At 56.1% G+C, this 23,253-nt stretch carries 22 protein-coding genes; 7 read left to right on the top strand and 15 right to left on the bottom strand.

From position 1 onward, the window contains the following. Nucleotides 1-62: 62 nt before the first annotated feature. Nucleotides 63-911: an undecaprenyl-diphosphate phosphatase gene (locus tag BM181_RS00205; protein WP_173371064.1), complete on the bottom strand. Its 849-nt coding sequence runs from the start codon at nt 909-911 to the stop codon at nt 63-65. A gap of 222 nt (nt 912-1,133) precedes the next feature. Between BM181_RS00205 and trxA the strand changes: the two genes are divergently transcribed. After that, nucleotides 1,134-1,442 carry a thioredoxin gene (gene trxA, locus BM181_RS00200; RefSeq protein WP_075441336.1) on the top strand — a complete coding sequence of 103 codons (309 nt, stop codon included), beginning with the start codon at nt 1,134-1,136 and terminating at the stop codon, nt 1,440-1,442. 45 nt (nt 1,443-1,487) lie between these two features. Here trxA and BM181_RS00195 read toward each other — a convergent pair whose 3' ends face one another. The 8 genes from BM181_RS00195 to ispE form a co-directional block, all read right to left on the bottom strand. After that, nucleotides 1,488-2,288 carry a TPM domain-containing protein gene (locus BM181_RS00195; RefSeq protein WP_082336079.1) on the bottom strand — a complete coding sequence of 267 codons (801 nt, stop codon included), beginning with the start codon at nt 2,286-2,288 and terminating at the stop codon, nt 1,488-1,490. Between the two features lie 12 nt (nt 2,289-2,300). Then, on the bottom strand, nt 2,301-3,404 hold the full coding sequence (locus BM181_RS00190) for a TFIIB-type zinc ribbon-containing protein (RefSeq protein ID WP_075441334.1): 1,104 nt from the start codon (nt 3,402-3,404) through the stop codon (nt 2,301-2,303). Between the two features lie 14 nt (nt 3,405-3,418). After that, nucleotides 3,419-4,693 (bottom strand): SPFH domain-containing protein, encoded by a 1,275-nt coding sequence (locus tag BM181_RS00185; RefSeq protein WP_075441332.1) that lies wholly within the window; start codon nt 4,691-4,693, stop codon nt 3,419-3,421. A 133-nt stretch (nt 4,694-4,826) separates the two neighbouring features. Continuing rightward, nucleotides 4,827-5,501, bottom strand: a complete 675-nt coding sequence (locus tag BM181_RS00180) for a Crp/Fnr family transcriptional regulator (RefSeq protein ID WP_075441625.1) — start codon at nt 5,499-5,501, stop codon at nt 4,827-4,829. Between the two features lie 132 nt (nt 5,502-5,633). Next, nucleotides 5,634-6,581: a ribose-phosphate diphosphokinase gene (locus tag BM181_RS00175; protein WP_075441623.1), complete on the bottom strand. Its 948-nt coding sequence runs from the start codon at nt 6,579-6,581 to the stop codon at nt 5,634-5,636. Between the two features lie 147 nt (nt 6,582-6,728). After that, on the bottom strand, nt 6,729-8,096 hold the full coding sequence (glmU, locus tag BM181_RS00170) for a bifunctional UDP-N-acetylglucosamine diphosphorylase/glucosamine-1-phosphate N-acetyltransferase GlmU (protein WP_075441330.1): 1,368 nt from the start codon (nt 8,094-8,096) through the stop codon (nt 6,729-6,731). Between the two features lie 30 nt (nt 8,097-8,126). After that, on the bottom strand, nt 8,127-8,855 hold the full coding sequence (locus BM181_RS00165; RefSeq protein WP_075441328.1) for a GntR family transcriptional regulator: 729 nt from the start codon (nt 8,853-8,855) through the stop codon (nt 8,127-8,129). Between the two features lie 42 nt (nt 8,856-8,897). Further along, nucleotides 8,898-9,758, bottom strand: coding sequence for a 4-(cytidine 5'-diphospho)-2-C-methyl-D-erythritol kinase (gene ispE, locus BM181_RS00160; RefSeq protein WP_075441621.1), 861 nt, complete (start codon nt 9,756-9,758; stop codon nt 8,898-8,900). A gap of 144 nt (nt 9,759-9,902) precedes the next feature. Between ispE and BM181_RS00155 the strand changes: the two genes are divergently transcribed. From BM181_RS00155 to BM181_RS00135, 5 genes are all read left to right on the top strand, one after another. After that, a complete protein-coding gene (locus tag BM181_RS00155; RefSeq protein ID WP_075441326.1) occupies nt 9,903-11,120 on the top strand; it encodes an HAD-IC family P-type ATPase in 1,218 nt (405 codons plus the stop codon). A 122-nt stretch (nt 11,121-11,242) separates the two neighbouring features. After that, complete coding sequence (locus tag BM181_RS00150; protein ID WP_075441324.1) at nt 11,243-12,610, top strand: cytochrome ubiquinol oxidase subunit I; 1,368 nt, start codon at nt 11,243-11,245, stop codon at nt 12,608-12,610. Continuing rightward, nucleotides 12,610-13,623 carry a cytochrome d ubiquinol oxidase subunit II gene (gene cydB / locus BM181_RS00145; protein WP_075441322.1) on the top strand — a complete coding sequence of 338 codons (1,014 nt, stop codon included), beginning with the start codon at nt 12,610-12,612 and terminating at the stop codon, nt 13,621-13,623. The genes BM181_RS00150 and cydB overlap by 1 nt, the downstream gene beginning before the upstream one ends. A 31-nt stretch (nt 13,624-13,654) precedes the next feature. Beyond that, nucleotides 13,655-15,298, top strand: coding sequence for an ATP-binding cassette domain-containing protein (locus BM181_RS00140; RefSeq protein WP_075441320.1), 1,644 nt, complete (start codon nt 13,655-13,657; stop codon nt 15,296-15,298). After that, entirely contained in the window at nt 15,295-16,926 is a 1,632-nt protein-coding gene (locus BM181_RS00135) for an amino acid ABC transporter ATP-binding/permease protein (protein ID WP_075441318.1), read from the top strand. Before BM181_RS00140 ends, BM181_RS00135 begins: the two co-directional genes overlap by 4 nt. Nucleotide 16,927: 1 nt before the next feature. On the opposite strand, the gene BM181_RS00130 is transcribed toward BM181_RS00135, so the two are convergent. Beyond that, a complete protein-coding gene (locus BM181_RS00130; RefSeq protein WP_256211218.1) occupies nt 16,928-18,640 on the bottom strand; it encodes a phosphoethanolamine transferase family protein in 1,713 nt (570 codons plus the stop codon). A gap of 79 nt (nt 18,641-18,719) precedes the next feature. On the opposite strand from BM181_RS00130, the gene BM181_RS00125 reads away from it, so the two are divergent. Next, a complete protein-coding gene (locus BM181_RS00125) occupies nt 18,720-19,424 on the top strand; it encodes a hypothetical protein (RefSeq protein WP_075441316.1) in 705 nt (234 codons plus the stop codon). 19 nt (nt 19,425-19,443) lie between these two features. Here the strand turns inward: BM181_RS00125 and tadA are convergent, their stop codons facing one another. The 5 genes from tadA to BM181_RS00100 all read right to left on the bottom strand — a co-directional run bounded on the left by tadA (nt 19,444) and on the right by BM181_RS00100 (nt 23,237). Next, nucleotides 19,444-19,959, bottom strand: coding sequence for a tRNA adenosine(34) deaminase TadA (gene tadA / locus BM181_RS00120; RefSeq protein ID WP_075441315.1), 516 nt, complete (start codon nt 19,957-19,959; stop codon nt 19,444-19,446). Next, a complete protein-coding gene (locus tag BM181_RS00115; protein WP_075428533.1) occupies nt 19,946-20,233 on the bottom strand; it encodes a hypothetical protein in 288 nt (95 codons plus the stop codon). Before BM181_RS00115 ends, tadA begins: the two co-directional genes overlap by 14 nt. 175 nt (nt 20,234-20,408) lie before the next feature. Continuing rightward, nucleotides 20,409-21,377 carry a malate dehydrogenase gene (locus BM181_RS00110; protein ID WP_075441314.1) on the bottom strand — a complete coding sequence of 323 codons (969 nt, stop codon included), beginning with the start codon at nt 21,375-21,377 and terminating at the stop codon, nt 20,409-20,411. A gap of 285 nt (nt 21,378-21,662) precedes the next feature. Further along, nucleotides 21,663-21,824 (bottom strand): rubredoxin, encoded by a 162-nt coding sequence (locus BM181_RS00105; protein WP_075428535.1) that lies wholly within the window; start codon nt 21,822-21,824, stop codon nt 21,663-21,665. Between the two features lie 114 nt (nt 21,825-21,938). Next, nucleotides 21,939-23,237, bottom strand: a complete 1,299-nt coding sequence (locus BM181_RS00100) for an oligosaccharide MFS transporter (protein ID WP_256211217.1) — start codon at nt 23,235-23,237, stop codon at nt 21,939-21,941. Between the last annotated feature and the right edge of the window lie 16 nt (nt 23,238-23,253).

The following is a 23,253-nucleotide window of genomic DNA, read 5'->3' as shown; positions in this document are numbered from 1 at the left end:
AGTTATCCAGCAACGGCAAGCCATAAAAAAACAGCCCTCCCAAAGGAAAGCTGCTGTATGCATCAGTTGTCAGCCGTCGGATCGCCAACCAAGAGCAGATAAGCGATGACGATGATACCGAGAACGATACGGTACCAGCCGAAGGCCTTGAAGTCATTCGTCTTGATGTAGCTGAGCAAGAACTTGATGGACAGGATGGAAACGATGAAAGCCGTCACCATGCCGACCAGCAGGATGACGATCTCCGCCCCTGTATAATGGAAGCCGAACTTGACCATCTTGAGCAGGCTCGCGCCGAACATGACCGGGATAGCCAGGAAGAACGTGAACTCAGCAGCTACATAGCGGCTCGTGCCGAACAGGATACCACCAAGGATCGTCGCTCCCGAACGGCTCGTTCCCGGGACCAGCGACAATACCTGGAACATGCCGATGATGAGCGCCGTCTTGTAGTCGAGACGGCGAAGCTCATTGACGCGCGGACGGCGGCGCTTGTTATAATTCTCGACCAGGATGAACATGATACCATAGAAAATAAGCGTTGCTGCAACGACCGGTGCCGTCATGAAATGCTCTTCCATGTATTTGTTGAACGCCAGGCCAATGACAGCTGCCGGCAGGCATGCTACGATGACCTTGGCCCAGAGCTGCATCGTCTCGCGCTTCTCCTGGCGCGACTTCCACGACGACCAGGGATTGAGCTTCTCAAAATTCAGCACCACGACCGCCAGGATAGCACCGAGCTGGATAACCACGAGGAACATATCCATGAATGCCTTGCTGACATCCAGCTTGATGAACTCGTCCACGAGAATCATATGGCCTGTGCTCGATACGGGCAGCCACTCGGTCAAGCCCTCGACAATACCTAGGATGATTGTTTTCAATAATTCTATGATACTTAGATCCACTGTACTACTTCCTCCTAAAATCCGTGTTCAGATTCAAAAACAAATCCCATTATAGCACAGCCGCCGTCCTTATGCATGCGTATCAGCAAAAAATCAGCATATTTTTATTGTCTGCACAGCCTCTGTGTGAGCCGGTCACTGAAAACAATTTTCCTCCACTGCTATAATGCAGGTAACGAAACGAACCATACAAAATCCTGTCACTTACCTAGGAGGTATCTCATGGAAGCAATCACCATCACCAATGAAAATTTCCAAGCCGAAGTCCTCGATGCCAAAGGCACAGTACTCATCGATTTCTGGGCACCATGGTGCGGCCCCTGCCGCATGCTCTCCCCACTCATCGATGAAGTCGCCGCTGCGCACAGTGAAGTGAAAGTCGGCAAGATCAACGTCGATGAGCAGCAGGAGCTCGCCGCACAATTCGGCGTCATGAGCATCCCTACCCTCGTAGTCTTCAAGGACGGCCAGAAAGTCAACGAATCGGTCGGCCTTATCCCTAAGGAAAATATCGAAACACTCATCCAGTGATTCCATAGAAAAAGTCCTCCCCTGCGGGAGGGCTTTTTCTATGTCTCAGAACTTGCCGCCACCACCACCGTGGCTTCCACCTGAACTGCTGCTGCCGCTGCTGCTTTTAGCTTTCGGCGTACGCGTAACATCGGTATAAAGATACGTGTCGCTCTGTTCAGTAAGCGCCACACTATCGCGCTGCAGATACGAATCTGCGGCGACAGCGCGCGTCACGTTATTAAGCTGGCAGAGCAGAATTTGCCAGACACCAATGGCCGCGAGTCCCGCCAAAACAACGGCCACGATAAACGCTAATAAACTGAATTCACTTGCTGGATCGTATGGCTCGCCCTGTTCTTCATAATAATCCAGCATAGCATCGGCTGTCGCCACATACTGGCGGAAAGCCCCAGCATAATCGCCGTCCTTGAGAGACGGCAGGAACGCATCAGAAAGATAGGCAAAGCCACCATCATCGGTGATACGCTTGCGCATCGAGTTATCCGTCGACACATACCAGTCCCTTGTATCCATCGCCAGCAACAAGACCATGCTGCCATGCGCACCATCCGCATAATCACGGTCAAGGATGGCATCAGCTGCCTGTCCTGGCTCCTTCCCCTGCAGGGATTGCAGCGTCACCACCGCAATCCTGACGCCGTGGTTGCGCTCCACCTGTTCGATCTGCGCACTGAGCTGTTGCCGCTGCTTGTCACTGAGCAGCTTCGCCTGGTCTACCACGCTGGACACCGGGCTTCCCGCATGCTGCGGCACGGTCAGGTTGCTGGCTGCTGCCAAAACCGTCGCCGGCAGCAGGACCGTCAGGACGAGAACCGACAGCATCATAAAGATTTTTTTCCTCATCGCTTCTCCTCCTCACGCAAAAATCCATTTCGCCAGATAGTAAAGCATCGGCAGCACCAGCAAAAAGACCGCCGCCGGATACAGGACTTCCTTGCGCTTGTCACTGGGCAGGCTGCCAACGACCTTGCCAGTCTGTCCATTCATCATGAACGTATACGGCGTGCCCTTATAACGTGTCGTCAAGATCCAGACAGGTGCCATGGCATAAGCCACCTCGCCCCCCTCCTTGATGACAGCTGAGGATTGGCACGCTACGGTATCATAGCCTGTGACACTTTCTTCGAGCACCCCGACAGCACTGTGTTCCACCCGCTTATCCGCCCGCGGGCCAGACGCCTGGGCATCCACATCGTACTTATCCGCGAGGAACCCCGTCAGGAACGCGGAGCTGAACGGTACCATCTCCGTATAATCAAAGGGTTCGATGCTCTCCATGTAGCTGTCATCCATCTTCTCGCTGCCATCGACGGGAATCCGGGCGAAAGCCATCGTCCCGCTGCGCTCGCAGTCGTAATACGAAGTCTCTGTAACGCGCTCATCCGAAGTCTCATAGACACGTACCCGCGTCGCCTGGAATCCGGCATGCGCCTTCACAGCTGAATCAAACAGCCAAAATGGTACATACATCGGCTGTATTGCCTCAATGCGGTTCTGGGTCTTAAACTCAGCCGGCAGCAGCAGCTTGCCTTTGTAGAATTCCCTAAGAGCTGCCATTGCCTCCTCTTTTGTCTTCTTGAACGGAATGACATAGTCCGGTTTGAGCATACCATCAAAGTTCCGCGGTATCATGGTCGGATTGCCACAATACACGCACTCAGTCGCCATCGTATTGCCATCGCAGACAAGCTCGGCACCACAGGAAGGACAAGTACAGACGCGCAGGACCGCAGCCTCTTCCTCTGCCCACTGGCCTCCCGCCTGCTCCGTCGCCCATTTGGCTTCCTGCGCCTCAGCCGCCCTGGCGGCACGTTCCTGTTCCTTCTGGAACAGCTCCTCGATGGCCGACACAGCAAATTCATTGCCGCAGTATTCACAGCTTACCTTGTCCTTGCCAGGCTGGAAGACCAATGGTGCACTGCAATTCGGACACTTGTAATTCACAGAGGTCTCCGCCATCAATCTCCCTCCTTTTATGGACGCGGCTTGCCGCACTCCGAACAGAATCTGCCTTCATTCACCGCGCCGCATCCACAGGTCCAGGGACCTGCCGGCCTTGGCTTGCCACACTCGGAGCAGAATTTGCCCGTATTGCCAGCATGCCCGCAGCTGCACGTCCAAGCTGCCGCTGCTGGTTTCGCCTTGCCACAGTCCGAGCAGAACTTGCCCTCATTGACTGTCCCGCATTCACAGGTCCAGCTGCCGGCTGCCGCAGCAGGTGCCTGCGCCCCCTGCTGCTGTCCCATCGCGTAGAGATTGCCAGCGTTCATGCCGCCAGCCTGGCCAGCCATATTCATGCCCATGAAGCCCAAGGCCGCTCCCATGCCGCCTTCATTGGCCGCCGCAGCCTGCATCGCCTCGGCCTGAGCGCCCACAAGGTGAGCAGCCGCCATCGTCGGGTTGCGGAAGGCCGCATTGCGCTGGATTTCCTTGATGAGCTGCTGATCCTCCTCACTGGCGCTGACGTTGCTGACACCGAACGACACGACATCGATGCCGCGCAGTTGTCCCCATTTCTGGCTCAACACCTCATTGAGGGCATCAGCGATCTCCTGCGTATGTCCCGGCAAAGCGCTGTAACGGATCCCCATTGCTGAAATCTTGGCAAAGGCCGGCTGCAATGCCGTCATGAGCTCCGTCTTGAGCTGGCTGTCGATCGCACTACGATCATAGCTTTCCTCCACATTGCCGCAGACATTCGTATAGAACAGGATTGGATTGGTCAACCGATAGCTGTATTCGCCAAAGCAGCGGATGGAAATATCCACATCCAGTCCGATGTTCTGGTCGACGACACGGAAGGGAATGGGACTCGGCGTACCGTATTTGTTGCCCATGATTTCCTTCGTATTGATATAGTAGACGCGCTGGTCTTTCCCCGTGTCGCCGCCATAGGTGAAACGATGGCCAATGCGTTCAAAGACTGCCTGGATATCCTCGCGCAGGTTGCCGCCGAATATCGAAGGTTCCGTTGACTTGTCATAGACATACTCGCCCGGCTCGGCACAGATATCGACAACCTTGCCCTGCTCGACGATGAGCATGCACTGCCCGTCATTGACAGCGATGGTCGAGCCATTGGAAATGATGTTATCCTCACCGCTCGTATTCGAGCTCCTGGCGCTCGTACGCTTCTGTCCCTTTGCTGCCAGGACATCTGCCGTCAGGCTGTCACAGTAGAAGAATTCTTTCCATTGATCTGCTAATACGCCACCTACAGCGCCAGCAGCTGCTTTGATCAGTCCCATATTCTTTCCCCTTTCTGGCTCAGGCTCTCTGCCTGCCATCAACAAAACGCCCTCATTATACAATACATACACTAAAAAACGCTGAGATAATGACTTTTTTCGCCATCTCTCAGCGTATTTCCTGCTATTTTGCTCAGCCAGCCAAATCGCGCAGAGCCTCACGGTTCGTCAGACGGATGCAGCCACGGGCCGTCTTCACCCAGCCCTCCTGGCTGAAATACTTGACCAGCCGGCTCACCACCTCGCGGGCCGTCCCCATGAAGCGGGCAATCTGTTCATGGGTCATATGGATCTCATCGCCGCCCAGCTTCTCACTCTCTTCGAGCAGGAAAATGGCTAGCCGCCGGTCGGCGGACAGGAACAGGACCTGCTGCATCTTCCAGAGCATCTCTGACAAGCGGTTCGATGCCTTCTCGTAGCCAAAGCAGCGCACATACACATTGGTGTCTGCCAGCTTGCGGAAGGCCACGGCATCCGTCAACAGCACCTCCGTATCCTCCTCGGCATCGATATAGACATCAAAGGTCACGGCATCCAGGGCACAGGCCGCCGACAGGATGCCGACATCATCAGGGAACAGGCGGTAGAGCGTGACCTCACGGCCATCCTCAGACATCGTGTAGACACGCAGCTGCCCGCTCTTGATGAGCAGGACACCGATACAATCCAAAGGCCCTTGATGGACCTGCGTCCCTTTCGCATAGCGGACAATATTGGTATGTGCACTGATCAGATCCTTCTCCGCTTCCGACAGATGCGGCCAAAAATCAAAGTGCTGGATGAACAAGTCTGTAACACTCGAATTCATTTCCAAACATATTCCTCCCCTTCAGAAACTCTCTGTTCCTATTATACTGGAACGCAGCGCCGGATTCTGTAACTCATGCACAAAAGCAGCCTGCTCCTGCGAGCAGACTGCTTGGAAAACCACTTTATACGATTAGCGGAAGAGCTGGCTGACCGAACGGTGGCTCTGGATGCGCATGATTACGTCACCAAGAGCATCGGCCAAGGACAGCGTAACGATTTTGTCGGATTTCTTCTCCGGCGGCAGCGGGATCGTGTTCGTGATGACGAGCTTCTCGATAGGCGACTCGTTGATGCGCGAAACAGCCGGATCGCTGAGGATTGCATGGGAGCAGGAAGCAAAGATGCGTTTTGCACCGCGCTTCTGGAGGGCTTTAGCACCTTCGCAGAGGGAACCAGCCGTATCAACGATATCATCGATGATGATAGCCGTCTTGCCCTCAACATCGCCGATGAGGTTCATGACCTCAGCGCAGCCCGGTTTCGGACGGCGCTTCTCGATGATGGCAATCGGCGCATGGAGATGGTCAGCCAGTACGCGTGCACGCGTAACACCGCCGAGGTCCGGCGATACGACGACGACATCCTCGAGCTTCTGCTCGCGGAAGTAGTTGGCAATGACCGGAGCTGCTGCCAGATGATCGACCGGGATATCGAAGAAGCCCTGGATCTGGCCGGCATGGAGGTCAACGGTAACCACGCGGGTAACACCAGCCGTAACCATGAGGTTAGCGACGAGCTTTGCGGAAATCGGCTCACGGCCACGGGTCTTGCGATCCTGACGGGCATAAGCATAGTACGGGACTACAGCCGTAACGCTGTGTGCCGAAGCGCGCTTGCAGGCATCTGCCATGATAAGCAGCTCCATCAGGTTGTCATTGACCGGATAGGACGTCGGCTGGATGATGAAGATATCCTTGCCACGGATGCTCTCGCTGATCATGACCTGCGTCTCACCATTGTTGAAATGACCGACATATGCATCGCAGAGATTGACGCCGATATGGTCAGCGATTTCTTTTGCCAGTTCCGGATTCGCGTTACCGGTAAGGATGCATAAATTTCCAGTGTCTAAAGCCATTTTGTAAAAATCCTCCAAATCGTTTTGTACTAAAAGTTTTCTTCTCCTGAGTGAGCAAAGTCACCCTTTATACAACAGTATAGCACTGTTTGTACCAAAATAACATAAAGCTTTCTATTTGTTTTTAAAAATTTATTAAAACTTTGCTTAGCTGTTGCGCTTGTCTTTCCAGCCTTCGATGTTCGTCTGGCGTGCGCGGGCAATGGCCAGCGTGTTACTCGGCACCTTCTTGGTGATGGTGGAGCCTGCCCCTACATAGGCACCATCTTCAACCTCGACCGGTGCGACGAGATTCGAGTTGCAGCCGATGAACGCATCGTTGCCGATCTTCGTGCGGAACTTGGTCTTGCCATCATAGTTGACCGTGATCGTGCCGCAGCCCATGTTGCAGCCCGAGCCCATATCGGTATCGCCGATGTAGGAAAGGTGCGGCAGCTTGGAACCTTTGCCGACCGTGGAGTTCTTGACCTCAACGAAATTGCCGATCTTGACGCCTTCAGCCAGATGCGTATCCGGACGGATATGGGTAAACTGGCCGAGGATGACGCCATCCTCCAGCTCGCAGTCATGGGCATAAGTGAACTGTCCCGTCACGCGATTGCCTGCTTTGACGTTCTGGAAGCGGATGCTCGGACCGATCTCGCATTCCTCACCGATGACCGTATCGCCCTCAAGCCAGGTCATCGGATAGATGACCGTATCGCGGCCGACTTTGACATCGGCATCGACATAAGTCGTATCCGGGTCCATCAGCGTTACGCCTTCAGCCATGAGCTCCTCATTCTTGCGGCGGCGCAGGATCTTTTCCGCACCGGCCAGCTGCTGGCGGGAGTTGATGCCCAGCGTCGACTCGTAATCATCGGCAGCCACAGCCCAGATCTTCTCCCCCTGCTTCTGCAGGATTTCGAGGACATCCGGCAGGTAATACTCACCTTGCGCGTTGTCATTGGTGACTTTCTTCAGAGACTCAAACAGAGCCTTGGCATCGAAGCAATAGATGCCGGAGTTGACTTCTTTTACCTGACGCTCTTCCTCCGTAGCATCCTTATGCTCGACAATCTTCTGCACAGAGCCATCCGCCATGCGGATGATGCGGCCATAGCCCGTAGCATCCGGCATGATAGCCGTGAGTACCGTGGCCTTCGCCTGTGCTTCGACATGGGAATCAAAGAGTTTTTTCAGCAGGTCCCCCGTCAGGAGCGGCGTATCCCCGCAGAGCACCATGACCGTGCCCGTCTCGTCCTGCAAGAGGTCTGCCGTCTGCATGACCGCATGGCCCGTGCCGAGCTGCTCTTTCTGCTCGACGAACTCAGCCTGAGCCCCGATGGCCTCGCGGACGACATCGCCGCCGAAGCCCGTCACCACGATATTGCGCTTGGCTCCAGCAGCCTTAGCGGCATCGATGACATGCTGTACCATGGATTTGCCAGCTGCTTTATGCAGGACCTTCGGCAGTTTGGATTTCATGCGGGTGCCCTTGCCGGCAGCCAGGATAACTGTAACTAAATCAGACATGTTGAAATTACTCCTTTATCATTCCAAGGCTTATTTGTCCTCGGCTTTTTTCTTTCTCGCTTTCGTCTTGGTCTCGCTCTTCTTGTCCATGATCTCCATCGCCTTGAGCAGCGTCTTCTCCGAATTCTCCATGTGACGCTCAGCGGCCTTGCTGGCTGCCTTGCGATCCCCCTGGGCAATGGCTTCTACGATCAAGCGGTGTTCCTCCAGCGTAGCCTCGAGGCGGCCCGGATACGACATGGACAGCGTGCGGAAACGCGTCAGCTGGTCACGCAGATTCGAGATGATACCGACCAACCGCGTATTGCGGGCAGCATGGTACATCGTATCATGGAACTCGATGTCCGTCTCGACGATCTTTTCCATGTTGCCCTCTTTGATATAACCGCCGATGATGACGAGCAGGCGCTGCAGGTGCTCAAGCTCCTCATCCGTGATGTGATCGGCTGCCAGCCCGTTCGACAACGATTCCAGCGCCGTGCGGATTTCAAAGATTTCATTGATGTCACGTATCGACATGCTCGCCACGTAAGTACCACGCCGCGGCATCATGACAACATAGCCTTCGAGCTCCAGCTTGCGGATTGCCTCACGTACCGGTGTACGGCTGACGCCGAGTTCCTCGGCCAGCTGGATTTCCATGATGCGTTCACCTGGCTTCAAGACGCCATTGCGGATAGCCTCGCGCAGAGACTCACACACGACCTCGCGCAACGGCTGATAGCTGTCAAGCTTAATGGGAGCTAATCTGTTGTCCATTTACGATTCCCTCAATTCTGGTAGCTTAGTGATATTCTACGTTTACTGTACCTTCCCCGTCGTGCGGATGACATAGACATAGGCATCGGTATGCTCGCGCATATGCGTAGCAATCCTGTCAGCCGTCTCCTTGCTCTCTGCCAAGCCGAAAACGGTCGGCCCGCTGCCAGACATCATGCTGGCCATGGCGCCCTGCTGCATCATCATCTGCTTGTACTGGGAAATCACATCATACTTTTTAATAGTAACACTTTCGAGCACATTGCACAATAATCCGGCCACAGCTTTTCGGTCGCCGCGGGCAATTTCCTGCTGGATTCTCTCATTATCCGGATGCTCCTTTGCTCCCTGTGCATCATAATTCTGATAAGCCCAGGCCGTCGAGACCGAGATACGCGGCTTCGCCAGCACGACCCACGTTGCTGGCAGATCCGGCAGCCGCTTGAGCACTTCACCGCGCCCCGTCGACAGCATCGTACCGCCAAGCAGGCAGAAGGGAATATCCGAGCCCAGCTGAGAGCCCAGCTCGCAAAGTCTTTCCTCCGAAATATCCAGCGCATAGAGCTCCTTCATGCCGCGCAGCACGGCAGCAGCATCGGTACTGCCACCTGCCAGGCCCGCAGCCACCGGGATGCGCTTGGTGAGCTTCATACGCACGCCACCCGCCAGCTTGTATTCTTCCTTGATCAATGCCGCTGCCCGCCAGGCCAGATTCTTCTCATCGGCCTTGAGCCATGGCACATTGATCGTCAGCTCGATGGGCCCATCCGTCTTCTCCATTTCCACTGTATCACTGAGGCCGATTGACTGCATGACCATCGCCACTTCATGATAGCCGTCGGGACGCTTGCCCAGAATGTCCAAGGTGAGATTTATCTTGGCATTGCCCTCCACTTTAATCACGAAACCACGTCCTTTCGCATACTTTTCTTTATAAGGATAGCAATAATTCCCCACGGGTTCAAGTGTTTCCCCCTAATCTATTGCACATTTCTGCTTTTTGCAGGATAATAAGAATCAGAAAACTGAGAAAATGAGGTCATACGCATGAAAAAACAAGCAAACATCCGTTATTTCACCGTCCTGGCCGTATTGCTCGCTGCCGGAATGAGCGGCTATTGGTATTCCACCGGACTGCCGCTCCCCGAAACCATCAATATCTTTGCTGCCATCCTGCTGGCTGGCCTGCCCATACCGCTCTGGCTCTCGCGCCCCGTCGCCCTTGCCCGCGGTGCGAAACGGGCCGCAAAGGAGGACATCGATCTTGCCAGTCCGGCGGTGATTGCCGAGACGGCAAAAATCGATACGCTTGCCGTCGCCAAGGGCGGCATCGTCACAGAAGGCCATCCCTATGTCGCCGCGCTCGTTCCGGAGGGCATCAGCCAAGGCGCCTTGCTCGCGCTCGCCGCTTCGGCTGTACGCGATTCCAGCCAGCCACTTTACCAGGCCATCTACCAGACCGCTATCGAACGCCGGCTGCATCTCCAGCGTTTGTCGGCCGCCAACGAATTCCCCGGCTACGGCGTAGAGGCCCTGATCAACCGCTCACCGCTGCGGGTCGGCAGAGGCGAATGGCTGCAGGAAGAAGGCATCGAGATCAGTGCCAACCTGCTGACCAAGGCCGACCAGCTATCCCAGCGCGGACAGACAACTGTATTCGTCGCCAACGATAAATACTGCCGTGGCATCATCGCCATGGCCGACGAGATCCCGCAGGACAACATCACGGCCTTCCACAAATTCCACCGCCAGCGGCTGAAACTTGTCATGCTGACCAGTGACAGCCGCCGCACAGCCAACGCAGTCCGCAAACAGGCTGCTATCGATGAAGCCCATGCGAACCTCTCCCCCCAGGACAAGGTCCGCGAGATCCAGCTGCTGCGTGCCCATGGTGCAACGCTGGCCATGGCAGGCAATCCGGCTACGGATATGCCCGCCATGGCTGCTGCCGATCTCAGCATCCACGTTGGCGCGCTGCCCGAAACTCCCGTCTCGGCGGACGCCCCGCAGGCACCGCCCGCTTTTTCCATCGTCCTCAAAAGCGGCAAGCTCTGGGATTTTTCGTCATTGCTTACCATCAGCCGCAGTACCATGAGCATCGTCAAGGCCAATCGCATCCTTGCCGCCATTGCCTGGCTCCTGCTGCTGCCGCCAGCCCTGGGTCTGCTGCACGTCTTTGGCGGGCCCTTCCTGCCTCCCTTCTGCGCAGCTGCCGGACAGCTCCTTGCCGCTATCCTCATCCTGCTCAATTCACTGCGCGCTTGATTGTCGCCAGCACCGCTTTCGCAAACGGAAGCGGTGTTTTTATTTTATTGTAATTCTTAATTTTCTGATTTATAATAAAGGTGAATTTATGTCTGCATCTATATAGCAAAGGAGGGAATCATATGGAAGCCTTGCTCTTATCCCGATGGCAGTTCGCCATCACGACAACGTATCACTTCCTGTTCGTCCCGATAACATTGGGCTTGTCGATCTTCGTCGCCCTGCTCGAGACGTGCTATGTGCGCACCAAGCGCCCGGCCTGGAAGGAAACCTGCCGTAAGCTGGTACGCTTCTTCGGCACGATCTTCCTGATCAATTTTTCCATGGGCGTCGTCACTGGCATCGTGCAGGAATTCCACTTCGGCATGAACTGGTCCGAGTACTCGCGCTTCATGGGCGACATCTTCGGCGCGCCGTTGGCCCTTGAGGCACTCACGGCGTTCTTCCTTGAGTCGACCTTCCTCGGCATCTGGGTCTTCGGCTGGGATAAGCTGTCTGAGAAACTCCACTGCGCCTGCATCTGGCTTGTCGCCATCGGCAGCAATATCTCGGCATTCTGGATCCTCGTCGCCAACAGCTTCATGCAGCATCCAGTCGGCTATGCCATTGAAAACGGGCGTGCCGTCATGACCGATTTCTTCGCCCTGCTTACCAATCACTATGTCCTCGGCGAATATTCACATGCATTATTTGCCGGTATCTCGACAGGCGGCTTTGTCGTACTGGCTATTTCTGCCTGGAAAGTTCTCCACGACGAGGCTTCACGCTATGCGTTTACCCAGACGCTCAAGGCCGGCGCCATCTACATGGCCATCGGGCTCCTCGGAGTCATGGGCAGCGGCCATATGCACACGCAGTATCTTGCTGAGGCCAATCCCATGAAGCTTTCCTCGATGGAGGCCCTCTGGGAAACCGAAGATCCGGCACCTTTTGCCATCATGGCCGACATCAACATGGAGAAGAACCGCAACGACTGCGAGCTGGCTGTGCCCGGCGTCTTTTCCTTCATGCTCTACAATAAGCCCGAAGGAGAGGTCAAGGGAATCAACGCCCTGCAGAAAGAATACCAGGCAAAGTACGGCCCCGGTGATTATCGCCCAGACGTGCCGGCCTTGTTCTGGAGCTTCCGCATCATGGTGGCAGCTGGCGGCTTCATGCTGATGCTGGCCTTCGCCATCGCACTGCTGGCGAAGATGGATCGCGTCATGGCCTTCCCGCTTCTGCTCAAGGCCCTGCCCTTCCTGCTGCCACTGCCCTTCCTTGCCAATTCGGCTGGCTGGTTCATCGCAGAAGCCGGCCGTCAGCCCTGGATTGTCGTTGGCCTGCAGAAGACAGCCGATGCGGTTTCGCCCAATCTCACTGCCGGTTCAGTCTGGCTGACCATGATCGGCTTTACGGCCCTCTACCTGCTGCTGGCCATCGCCGCTCTCTACATCGCTCTGCGCCATATCCGCACGACTTCGATTCCTGTTGAAGGGAGGGATTCATGATGGAACTCAATCTGATCTGGTTTGTGCTCATCGTCGTCCTGTTCACAGGCTTTTTCCTGCTCGAAGGCTTTGATTACGGCGTCGGCATACTGCTGCCCTTCATGAGCCCGCACGACAGCGAGCGCTCACAGGTACTGCGCACGATTGCCCCAGTCTGGGATGGCAACGAAGTCTGGATGATTACTGCTGGCGGTGCGCTGTTCGCTGCTTTCCCCCACGTCTACGCTACGATGTTTTCGACTTTCTACCTCGCCCTGTTCCTGATGCTCGTCGCCCTCATCCTGCGCGGCGTGGCCTTCGAGCTGCGCGGCCGTCATGAGTCGCCGTGCTGGCGCCATTTCTGGGAGGGGGCGATCTGCTTCGGCAGTGCTGTCCCCGCCTTCTTATGGGGTGTTGCCGTCACGAACCTCATCCAGGGGCTGCCCATCAACGAGAAAATGATCTATCTGGGAGGCTTCTTTGACCTGCTGACCCCCTATACCATCATCGGCGGACTGACCTTCTTCTTTGTCTTCACCTTCCACGGGGCCGCCTTCCTGACCCAACGGCTGGCCAGCCACGGACTCACCCTACGGGCCAGGACACTCGCAGCCAAGGCTGGAGCTCTGGCTATCATCGCCTTTGTCTTCTGCCTGCTGCTGACCTTCCTCAACACCGATCTCTTCCAGAGCGCTCTAGGCGGACTGTGTCTCCTGGCCGCTGGTGCCGCATTCATCGTGGGGTACCTGCGCCTGTTCCAAGGGCATTCCCGCCTGGCCTTCGTACTGAGCTCGCTGGCCATCGCCGCCACTACCGTCGGCTTCTTTGCCGGACTGTTCCCGCGGCTCATGGTATCCAGTCTCGATCCTGCCTGGTCGCTGACCATCGTCAATGCCGCCTCTACCCACTACACACTCTCCATCATGACAATCGCAGCGGCCTGCCTGGTTCCTGTCGTCCTGATCTATCAAGGCTGGACCTACTGGATCTTCCGCCAGCGCATTTCCCCCAACGATTGCAATGACACCCATTGAGTAACTGACCGGTCAAGAACAGTGAGGAATCATGACCAAACAACTTTGCAAAGAAATCATCACCACCTATAAGACTTCCTTGCTCGCTCTTGCCGGCCTGGAACTCCTGCACAGCCTGCTGCTGCTGGCAATCGCCTGGCAATTCTCCGGGCTGGTTGCCAATGTCTATCAGCATGCATTCACGGGCTTTCCTGCTGCAGCGCCAGTATTGCTGGCGCTGTTTCTTATGCTCTGCCTGCAGCTGCTGGCAAGCTTCCAGCAGCGCCGCATCATCATCCGCCTGTCCGCCAGCTGGCGCGAGACGTGCCGCCTGCGTCTGCACCAGCACGTTCCCCATACGTCCGCATCACCGGCAGCCTTGTCACTGCAGGCTACCGAAACCGTCGATAGGCTCGACCACCTGCTCAGCAAGGCACTGCCAGTGACCAGTGCACTCTTGTTCCGCACACCGGTCATCCTCACCGCTGCCCTTGCAGCCGATCCGCTGACCGCCTTGCTCTTCGCCCTTACCCTGCCGATTGCCCCCTTCCTGCTCTATCTGATAGGCCAGGCCACCAAAACCGCCAGCAGCCGGGAATGGCATCGTCTCCAGCAGCTCAATGCCGGCTTCGACGACATGCTGCGCAGCATGATGACCTGGAAGCTTTTCGCCCAAGAACAAGCACAGCGTCAGGATCTCCGAACGCTCAGCCAGGGCTTTGCGCAGACCTCCCTGCAGGTACTCAAGCTGGCTTTCGCCAGTTCCTTTGCCCTGGAGCTCATCACGACCCTGTCGATTGCCATCGTCGCCGTAAGCACCGGCTTGCGGCTGCTGGACAATGCCCTCGCCTTCCGCACGGCGCTCCTGCTCCTGCTTCTGGCCCCAGAATTCTACCAGCCCCTGCGGCAAGGCGGCATCATCTTCCATGCCGCCATCGAATCCCTGACCGCCTGGCAAAAACTGCAGGCCTTTGTCCTCGCCCCCCAGCCAGCTGCGGCTGATGGCCATCATGAACAATTGCAGCTGCCGCCAGCCATCCATCTGCAAGACATCCGCTACCGTTATCCGGGCACCAAGGACATCCTCCTCGGCCTGCAGCAGGAAACATTCCCCGCCCATAAGATTTCCGTCATCACAGGCCCCAGCGGCTGCGGCAAATCCACCCTGCTGAAGCTCCTGGCTGGCCTGCTGCCGCCCGACCAAGGGCTGGTCTTGCTGAACGACCAGCCCCTGGCGACCATGGCGGCTGCCAGCCGGCAAAAACTCATCGCCTATGTCCCGCAGCAGCCGCATCTCTACGCTGCGAGCCTGCAAGAGAACGTCAGCCTTTTCCAAGAGGTACCAGCTGAACGCATCCGCCAGGCCCTGCGTCTCGCCTCCCTTGACGGCCTTCTGCACAGGCTGCCTGCAGGGCTTGATACTAAACTCGGCGGCAACGGCCTGCCCCTTTCCCAGGGCGAACGCAAACGCCTAGGCCTTGCCCGTGCCCTCTTGCAGAACCGCCCGGTCACCCTGCTCGACGAGCCCACCGCCGGCATGGACGAAGCCTTGGAGCAGCAAATCATCCGCGCCTTGACCGCCTTTGCCCACCGGCGCACCCTCGTCATCATCTCCCATCATCCCGCCATCCAGGCCATAGCCGATAAGATCATCCACCTTGCCCCCTATCCTACGGAAGGAGCCGATCGCCCATGAAATCCGTTTACCAGCTATTCTGCCCTCTGCTGCGGCTGGCAGCCCCCGGCCAGCTGGCGGCTGCCGCAACCGCCTCCCTGACCGCGGCCATCTGTGCGCTCGGCCTTATGGGAGCAGCCGCCTGGCTCATAACCTCGGCCGCACTGCAGCCGCCACTGGCTGAGCTGGCTCTCGGCATCACCATCGTCCGCACCTGCGGCATCGGCCGCGCAGTCTTCCGCTACGCAGACCGCTGGTTCTCCCATCAGCTAGCCTTCCACAGCCATACCCAGCTGCAATTGAAGCTCTACGACCAGGCAGCCGCCACCCTGCCCCTGCGCACGGGAATGGCATCCCAGGGACTATGGCTGCATCAGCTGACCAGCAGCTGCCAGACTCTGCGTGAGTTCTACCTGCGTGCGCTGCTGCCGCCCATTGCCAGCCTGCTGCTCAGCCTGCTGACCTCCTTTGTGCTCTTCGGCACCATCGGCACAGTCAGCCTGCTGCTGCCGCTGCTCTGGCTTTCCCATCTGCTCCTGCCCTGTCTGCTGGAAACACCCCATGGCGCAGCTGGCGGCCAAGCCAAGGCCGCCTATCGCAGTGCGCTCCTGGATGCCGCCTCAGGCCAGGCGGAACTGCTGGTGGCTGGCAGTCTGCCAGCCGTACAATCTCGCCTGGCAGCACTTGCCCGCCAGCTGCGTCAGGAGCAGCAGCAAGGCCAGCACCAGACACTATACAGCGACCTCCTGCTGCAAGTCCTTGATGCACTCGTCCTCATCCTGCTCCTCGCCAGCCTGACCTCTGCCGCCCTTTCCGGGACACAGACCTTCATCGAGCTTACGGTCTGGCTCTTTCTCCTATTGGCCCTGCAGAGCGAGTTCCAGCCGCTGGCAGCAGCCGCCCGCGCCTTCCAGGAGAGCCAGCAGGCAGCAGCGCCGCTCTTTTCCGTCCCCGTTGCCGCCACCTGCCCTCCCCCCGCATCTGCGGCCTCTTCCCCGCTTGCCACGGCGCCACTGCTTGCCGTCAGCCATCTGACCTTTGGCTACCACGAGCAAATGCCGATCCTGCACGACATTTCCTTTACGGTGACAGCAGGAGCACATACTGCCATCCTCGGGGACAGCGGCAGTGGCAAGACCACGCTTGGCTGCCTGCTCACGGCCTGCTGGCCAGTTCCTGCCGGTACCATCCGCCTGCAGGGGCAGGATAGCACCAGCCTGTCCCCTGCCCAGCAGCGAGAATATTTCTCCGCCCCCCTGCAAGGCTGCGATCTTCCTGCCGGCAGCATCCGCTCCCTCTTTCTGCGGCTCATCCCCGGCATCAGCGACGAAGCGATCTGGCACAGCCTGCAGGTTGCCCAGCTAGCCGCCGTCATCGGAAAGCTGCCAGCAGGACTCGACAGCCCGCTCACCAGCAGTGCAGGAAATCTCTCGGGTGGTGAGCGCAACCGGCTGCTGACAGCGCTGGCCATCGCCCGCCCTGCCCCCATCCTGCTCCTTGACGAACCGACCGCAGGGCTCGACGAAAAAACAGCGTCCGCCCTTCTCACCGCTGTTCTTGACGAACTCGATGAAAAGCAGCGGACGCTGCTCATCATTACCCACGATCCGCTGGCCGCAGCCCGCGTCCAGCAAGTCGTGAGACTCTGAATCATTTCGTTTTCATATCTGCATCGTAGTCACGCCCGCGCACCATGCGCTTGCGGTCAGCAGCAAAGGCCGGATTGATGACGCTTTTCGCTGGATTGAACTCCGGCGTCCGGATATCCAGGATATCCAGCAGGGTATGGATCATATCATCAGTCATATAGGGCCGGTTCACAGCCGCACAAATGGCCTGCCACTTCTCCGGGTGCTTCTGGCGGTATGCAGGCGAGGCCCAGAACACCAACGGTACTTCGAGTTGCTGACGATTGGGGTTCTCCTCGACATGACCAGCAAAATTGCTGCCGTTGTCGTAGATGGTCTCCCCATGATCCGGCAAGTAGATGACCAGGGCTTCCTTATCCTGGAATTTCCCCATCAGCGAGCTTACGACAAAGTCATTGTAGAACAGTGCATTCTCATACTGGGCGATTTCCGTGCGCTTTTCCTCTGACAGGTCATTCTGCGGCGTAGGGATATCGTCCAGGGAAAACTTCGTGAAGATATACGGGAAGCGCAAGTAGTACAGGCTGTGCGCCCCCATCAGGTGCAATACATAGAAGTTTTTCGCAGCAGGCTGCTGCAAAGCCTCGTCGACCAGCGGGAACAGCTCCTCATCGAGCCTGCCCCCTTCCTCATGGGACTCGCGCAGCTGCGTATAGCGGCGCACATCGCTGCGTTCCGCGAACAGCTGCCCGACATTGCCCCAGATGCCCGAACTTTCCTGATTGGACAGCCAGTACGTGCGATAGCCCGCAGCCTTCATGACATCGATGAGATTGTTGTATTCGTACCACTCTTTGTCCGACTCCGCATCATTGAAGGTCATCAGCTCGCGTAGCACCGCCACCGTCGCGCCCTGCGGCGCGATGGTGTCACGGAACACGGCGATCTCCCCCTTCGCTGCCAGCTCATCGAGATTCGGCGTGTTCTCCAACGGATAGCCATACAGGTGCATGCGCTCCCGGTTGGTCGACTCGCCGAGGATGAACACGACATAGGGCACATCGCTGCCGTTAGCCGTAAGCGTCACATCCGCAGCCGCCTGCTGGCGCAGCTCCTCGAAAGCCCGAATGTTGCGCACCGACGTATCCATGGCCCGGGCCACTCGCACAGCCGGAATATCCAGCGAATCGTTGATGACAAACGAATGATAGAACTGCCACAGGCAGCCGCCCGCAGCACCACCAGCCAACAAGAACAGCGGCAGGGCCCGGCTGCGCCAGTGCCGTGTCCAGGGCCGGAACTGCAGCTTGAGCGGATGGCAGTGCAAGGCGCCCCATGCCCCCAAGAACAGCAGGCCAATCGCCAAGCCCGGCCAGCCCACATACATGCGCAAAAACTCGCCAGCCTCCTGCCTGTTCGTCTGCAAGACAGCCGTGATGATGCCCGCACCGACCAGCGCCTCATAGTGGTAGATGGAAAAACACTCCAGCGCCGCCAGCACAGCGGATATTCCCAGCAAGAGCGCTGCCAGCATCGTGCGCACCTTCCGCAGAGGTACGCAGCCCAGCACGCTGACCACCAGCGTCGCTGCCGCCAGCAGGAACAAGGCATCCACCCCGAGCACATCGAGCTGGCTGCCCTTGTACATGTGGATATTCTGCCAGGCAATCGTAAAGAAATTCAGCCCAAACAGGCTGAGGATCAAGCCTGACCTTGACTCAACGACCTGCTGCATCCGGGCCCACAGCTTGAGAATAAACGCCTTCAATCGCACAAAAAGACCTCCTGCCCTGCCAAATCACAGGATTCATGATATAATGTTATCATTATATCACGTTCAGGAGGTTTTTTTCATGACTCAAGATGAATTTCATAAATTGGTGCACGTCGTAATGGATTCCCCGGCCAAGCCGCCCGAATCGCTGTTCATGGGCGGTATGGACAGTTGGCAGGCCCGCGCGCGTCTTGCGCATTTCCTCGCCATGCAGGGCATCGACAAAACCAACGAAGCCCTCGAACTCTTCCACAGTGTCGTCGAGGCTGAGCCCGACGAGGAAAAATCCGAAGAAGTCGAAGAGAAGGTCTATGCACTGCAGCGCCTCAGCTCACTTGAAAAAGACCTTGGCCAAAACGACGAGGCCTTGACGCATATCAATCAGGCCATCGAACTCGCCGAGGGCACAGACTTCCTCTACAAATACATCCTGCGTGGCGAGCTTTGGGCTGACCGCTGGAATCTCATGCACAAACTGGGCATGACCAGCGAAGCCGAAAGCGAGGCCGATGAGCGCATCGCCGCCTACAAGGACATCCCGGTCGAGCACAACAGCTATCTCTACTATGGCTACCGCTTCAAGGCCCAGCTCTCAGCCGAACGCGGTGTGACGCTTGTCGCCAAGGACTACATGCACATGGCCATCCATAGCATGGAAATCCCTGCCGGATACGAAGCAGGTCTCGAAAAGGCCTTTGCTGCCACCCACGACAATGCCTCGTGGATCCTCAGCGAGGTCGACAAAGCCACGCCAAACCCGGAAAAACTGCACTGGGATATCTGATAACCCTTTACCTCATCCGTCAGACTTCGTCTGCCACCTTCCCCATAGGGGAAGGCTTTTTTTTTGCGGCTTTGCGCTGCTCCCGTCGCATCTTGAAGAACCGCTTCATGATGTCCGCACATTCCTGCTGCAGGATCCCTGCCGTGATCTCAGGCCGGTGATTGAGCGTCGGATTCCCCGGGATGTTGAATACCGATTCACAGGCTCCGGCCTTGGCATCGGTACTGCCGTAGACCACGCGGTCGACGCGGCTCATCACGATAGCCCCGGCACACATCGGGCACGGCTCGATCGTCACATAGAGCGTGAGCCCTGACAGACGCCAGCGCCCCAGATCCTTGCACGCCTGCTGGATAGCAATGAGCTCGGCATGTGCCGTCGCATCATGCCAGTTCTCCCGCATATTATGCCCACGCGCCACAACAGCGCCATCCTCATCCACAAGGACAGCGCCAATGGGCACCTCTTCTTTGTCATAGGCCTTCTGCGCTTCCGCCAGTGCCAGCCTCATATACTTCTCGTCATCCAGCGTCATGGATCTTCCCTTCTACCTTGCTGAGGTCCACGCCTCCACGATAGAACAACGACTGGGTAGGCCGGGCCGAAATCTCCAAACGGTAAGCATTCGGCGCGCCGGGCCCTGCCTCGTTCTCTGGCCGTGTATCCTTGGCCAGCTCGCGGTCGAGCACGTCAGCAAACTGTTTCTTTTTCTTTGGATCGTCCTCATAGCCTTCCTTGCGCTCAAAGAACTTGCCAATGCCTGAATCGATTCCCTTGAGACGGGATACTCTTTCAATGCGGTCTACCATATCAACCACCTCCCTGGTGATGGCAGCGGTTATTATCATACCTTACATAGTTTATATCGTCAAATTTCCAGCAAACATTAAGCATTTTGCCGATATTTTACAAGATTTTATGAAAATAGGGGCATGTGCCAACCGCACATGCCCCTATCTCTATTGATCCAGTTTCATCACTGGATTATTTCAGTGCATCACCGAGTTTTGCGTTCGTGTTGCGAGCAGCAGCTACGCTCTCATCGAACTTAGCTTTCTCATCGCCCTCGAGTTTGTACTCGACGATCTTCTCCATACCGTTCTTGCCGAGCAGAACCGGTACACCGATGCAGAGGTCTTTCTCTCCATACTCGCCATCGAGGTATACGCAGCACGGCATGAGCTTCTTGGAGTCAAGGGCAATAGCCTCGACCATAGCAGCTGCTGCAGCGCCCGGAGCATACCAAGCGGAGGTGCCCAGCAGGCCCGTCAGCGTAGCGCCGCCGACTTTCGTCTGGGCAACAGCCTCATCCAGCTGCTCTTTGGAGAGGAGCTGCGTTACAGGGATGCCGCGGTACGTAGCAAGGCTCGTGAGCGGAACCATCGTCTTGTCGCTGTGACCGCCGATGACCGTGCCATCGATATCGGTCGGCGTAGCCGGATAGCCAGCTTCCTGCAGAGCCTTGGACAGGAAATAACGGAAACGGCTGCTGTCGAGCATACCGCCCTGGCCGATGACGCGGTTGCGCGGCAGTTTGGAGTCCTTGAGCGTCAGGAACGTCATAGCATCCATCGGGTTGGAAATGATGATGAAGATAGCATCCGGCGAATATTTGAGCGCCTGATCAACAACGCTCTTGACAATCTTAGCATTGACGCCGATGAGCTCCTCACGCGTCATGCCCGGTTTACGCGGCATGCCGGACGTGATGACAACGACATCAGAACCAGCCGTCGGCGCATAGCCATTCTCATCCCCGATCTCGGCCGTTACACCGATGACCCGCGTGTCGAAGTTCAGCATATGTGCCGTCTGCATGATATCCATGGCTTTACCTTCGGAAAAGCCCTTCTTGATATCCACGAGCATGACCTCGCTGCAGAAATTCTTGACTGCCAGGACATTTGCAACGGTAGCACCAACGTTACCTGCACCAACAACTGTTACTTTCATAATAGATTGCCTCCTTATAATTTGAAAACGGCACCTCCACTACCATAATGGAAACCGCTTTCGGAATGCCTATTATTATGAATCACACTTATGATTCATTACGTGTAAATTATAACAAAGTACGACCAAAAAAGCAATGACTTTCCTTGAAATTTCTTATTTTATCATAAATTATGATTATTATCATAAGACCTGCTAACAATTCGTCAGAAAATAAAAGAGGCCCCTTTCGTAAAGGGCCTCTTTGACCATACAGAGTGGACAGGATCCATCCCTATCCACTCGTCACGACTGTTCCTCGAACATGTCCTTGCCGACACCACAGAGCGGGCAGACGAAATCATCCGGCAGCTCTTCAAAAGGAACGCCTGGAGCCAGATCGTAATCCGGATCTCCCTTTTCTTCATCATAAATCCAGCCACAAACGGAGCAAACCCAAGTCTTCATAACCGAACCTCCTAAAATATCTACACACCTGTTATCCTAGGAGTACACTTCGCCTCACCAAAGATGAATTCCTGCCTCCCTGCAATTATTTTTCCCGGCTGCAGCGAGGCCACGTCACTCGAGCACCGCCTCCAGCGGCTGGCCTTCTACGCATTGATCATCCTTCCGCAGAACAACAAAGGCATACACGCTTGCCACACACACGATTCCAGAGATCACCAGAAATGTCGGCTGATAACCAATTGAATCATGCAGTGCTCCTAAAGGAGCCGAGAAAATAATCTGGCCAACCTGCGCAGCAATCTGGAAGCCCACCATATAGAGCGTCGCCGAGATACGCGTATCGAAATGGAGCGTAAAATAACGGAAGATGGCCAAAATAAACAGTGCTGTCTCCGGAGCATGCAACAGCTTGATCACTGCTACACCGAACGGATTCGTAACCAAGCCGCAGCCGCCGATACGCAAGATCATGATTGCACAGCTGAGGAGAATGGCCTTGCGGACACCAATCTTTCTCATGAATACAGGCACCAACCCCATCATCAGGAATTCCAAAAATACTTCAACGGAGTTCAGCACACCATAAGCCTGCTGCCCCTGTTCCGGCGTTGCAAAGAAACGGGTGAAAAACTCCGGAAACATCTGTTGATCGAACACCGTATAAAACGTCCAGCTCATAACCACAAAAAGTATGATCTTCCAAACGTCAAAGATTTTGAATACACCCAGGATCTCTCGCATCGATGGTGTTTTATTATCTTTTCTGCTCTCTTCTTTATCCTCATAATGCGCCAGATTTGTCGTGTCGCGCTCAGGTCTCCATACCAGCAAGCTCACGAACAATATGGCAGAAATCGCCGACCCCGTCCAAAAGATCAGATACGGATTGATGGTGAAGAGGAATCCGGCGGCCAGCGCTGCCACAGCATAGCCAAAGGAGCCCCATGCTCTTGCCTGTCCATACTCAAAATGATACCGCCGGCTCATGCGCTCAGTCACAGCCTCAAACACAGGACAAGCCGCCAAATACGAAATTGCCAAATAAACCGCACCAACCATCGCACCAAGGAAAAAATTGTTTTCCAGCATCGGTACATACACCCAGGTAAAGAACGGTGCTATGAATATCTGTAACCCGATCAAAGCCAGCAACAGATTTTTCCTCATGCCAAGTTTATCCTGAATCGAACCATAAACAAACATCAAGACCAGCGCGACCGCCGAGCCAAACGAAAAAATCGTACCTACTTGAGTCCCCGAAAAACCTTGTTTTGTCGTGAGCCATATCTGGAAAAATGACCACCAGATTCCCCAGCCCATAAAGAATAACAACAACTGTGTAGAACCAACACGATAAAATGGATTTTGAAATGCCTGTAGAAATTTCATGGTAAATCCCCCTTTATCCATACCATTTCTGCCCCGA

It is taken from the genome of Pseudoselenomonas ruminantium, from assembly GCF_900113715.1.
GTDB lineage: Bacteria > Bacillota > Negativicutes > Selenomonadales > Selenomonadaceae > Selenomonas_A > Selenomonas_A caprae.
This window is presented reverse-complemented; position numbering and strand designations above follow the sequence as displayed.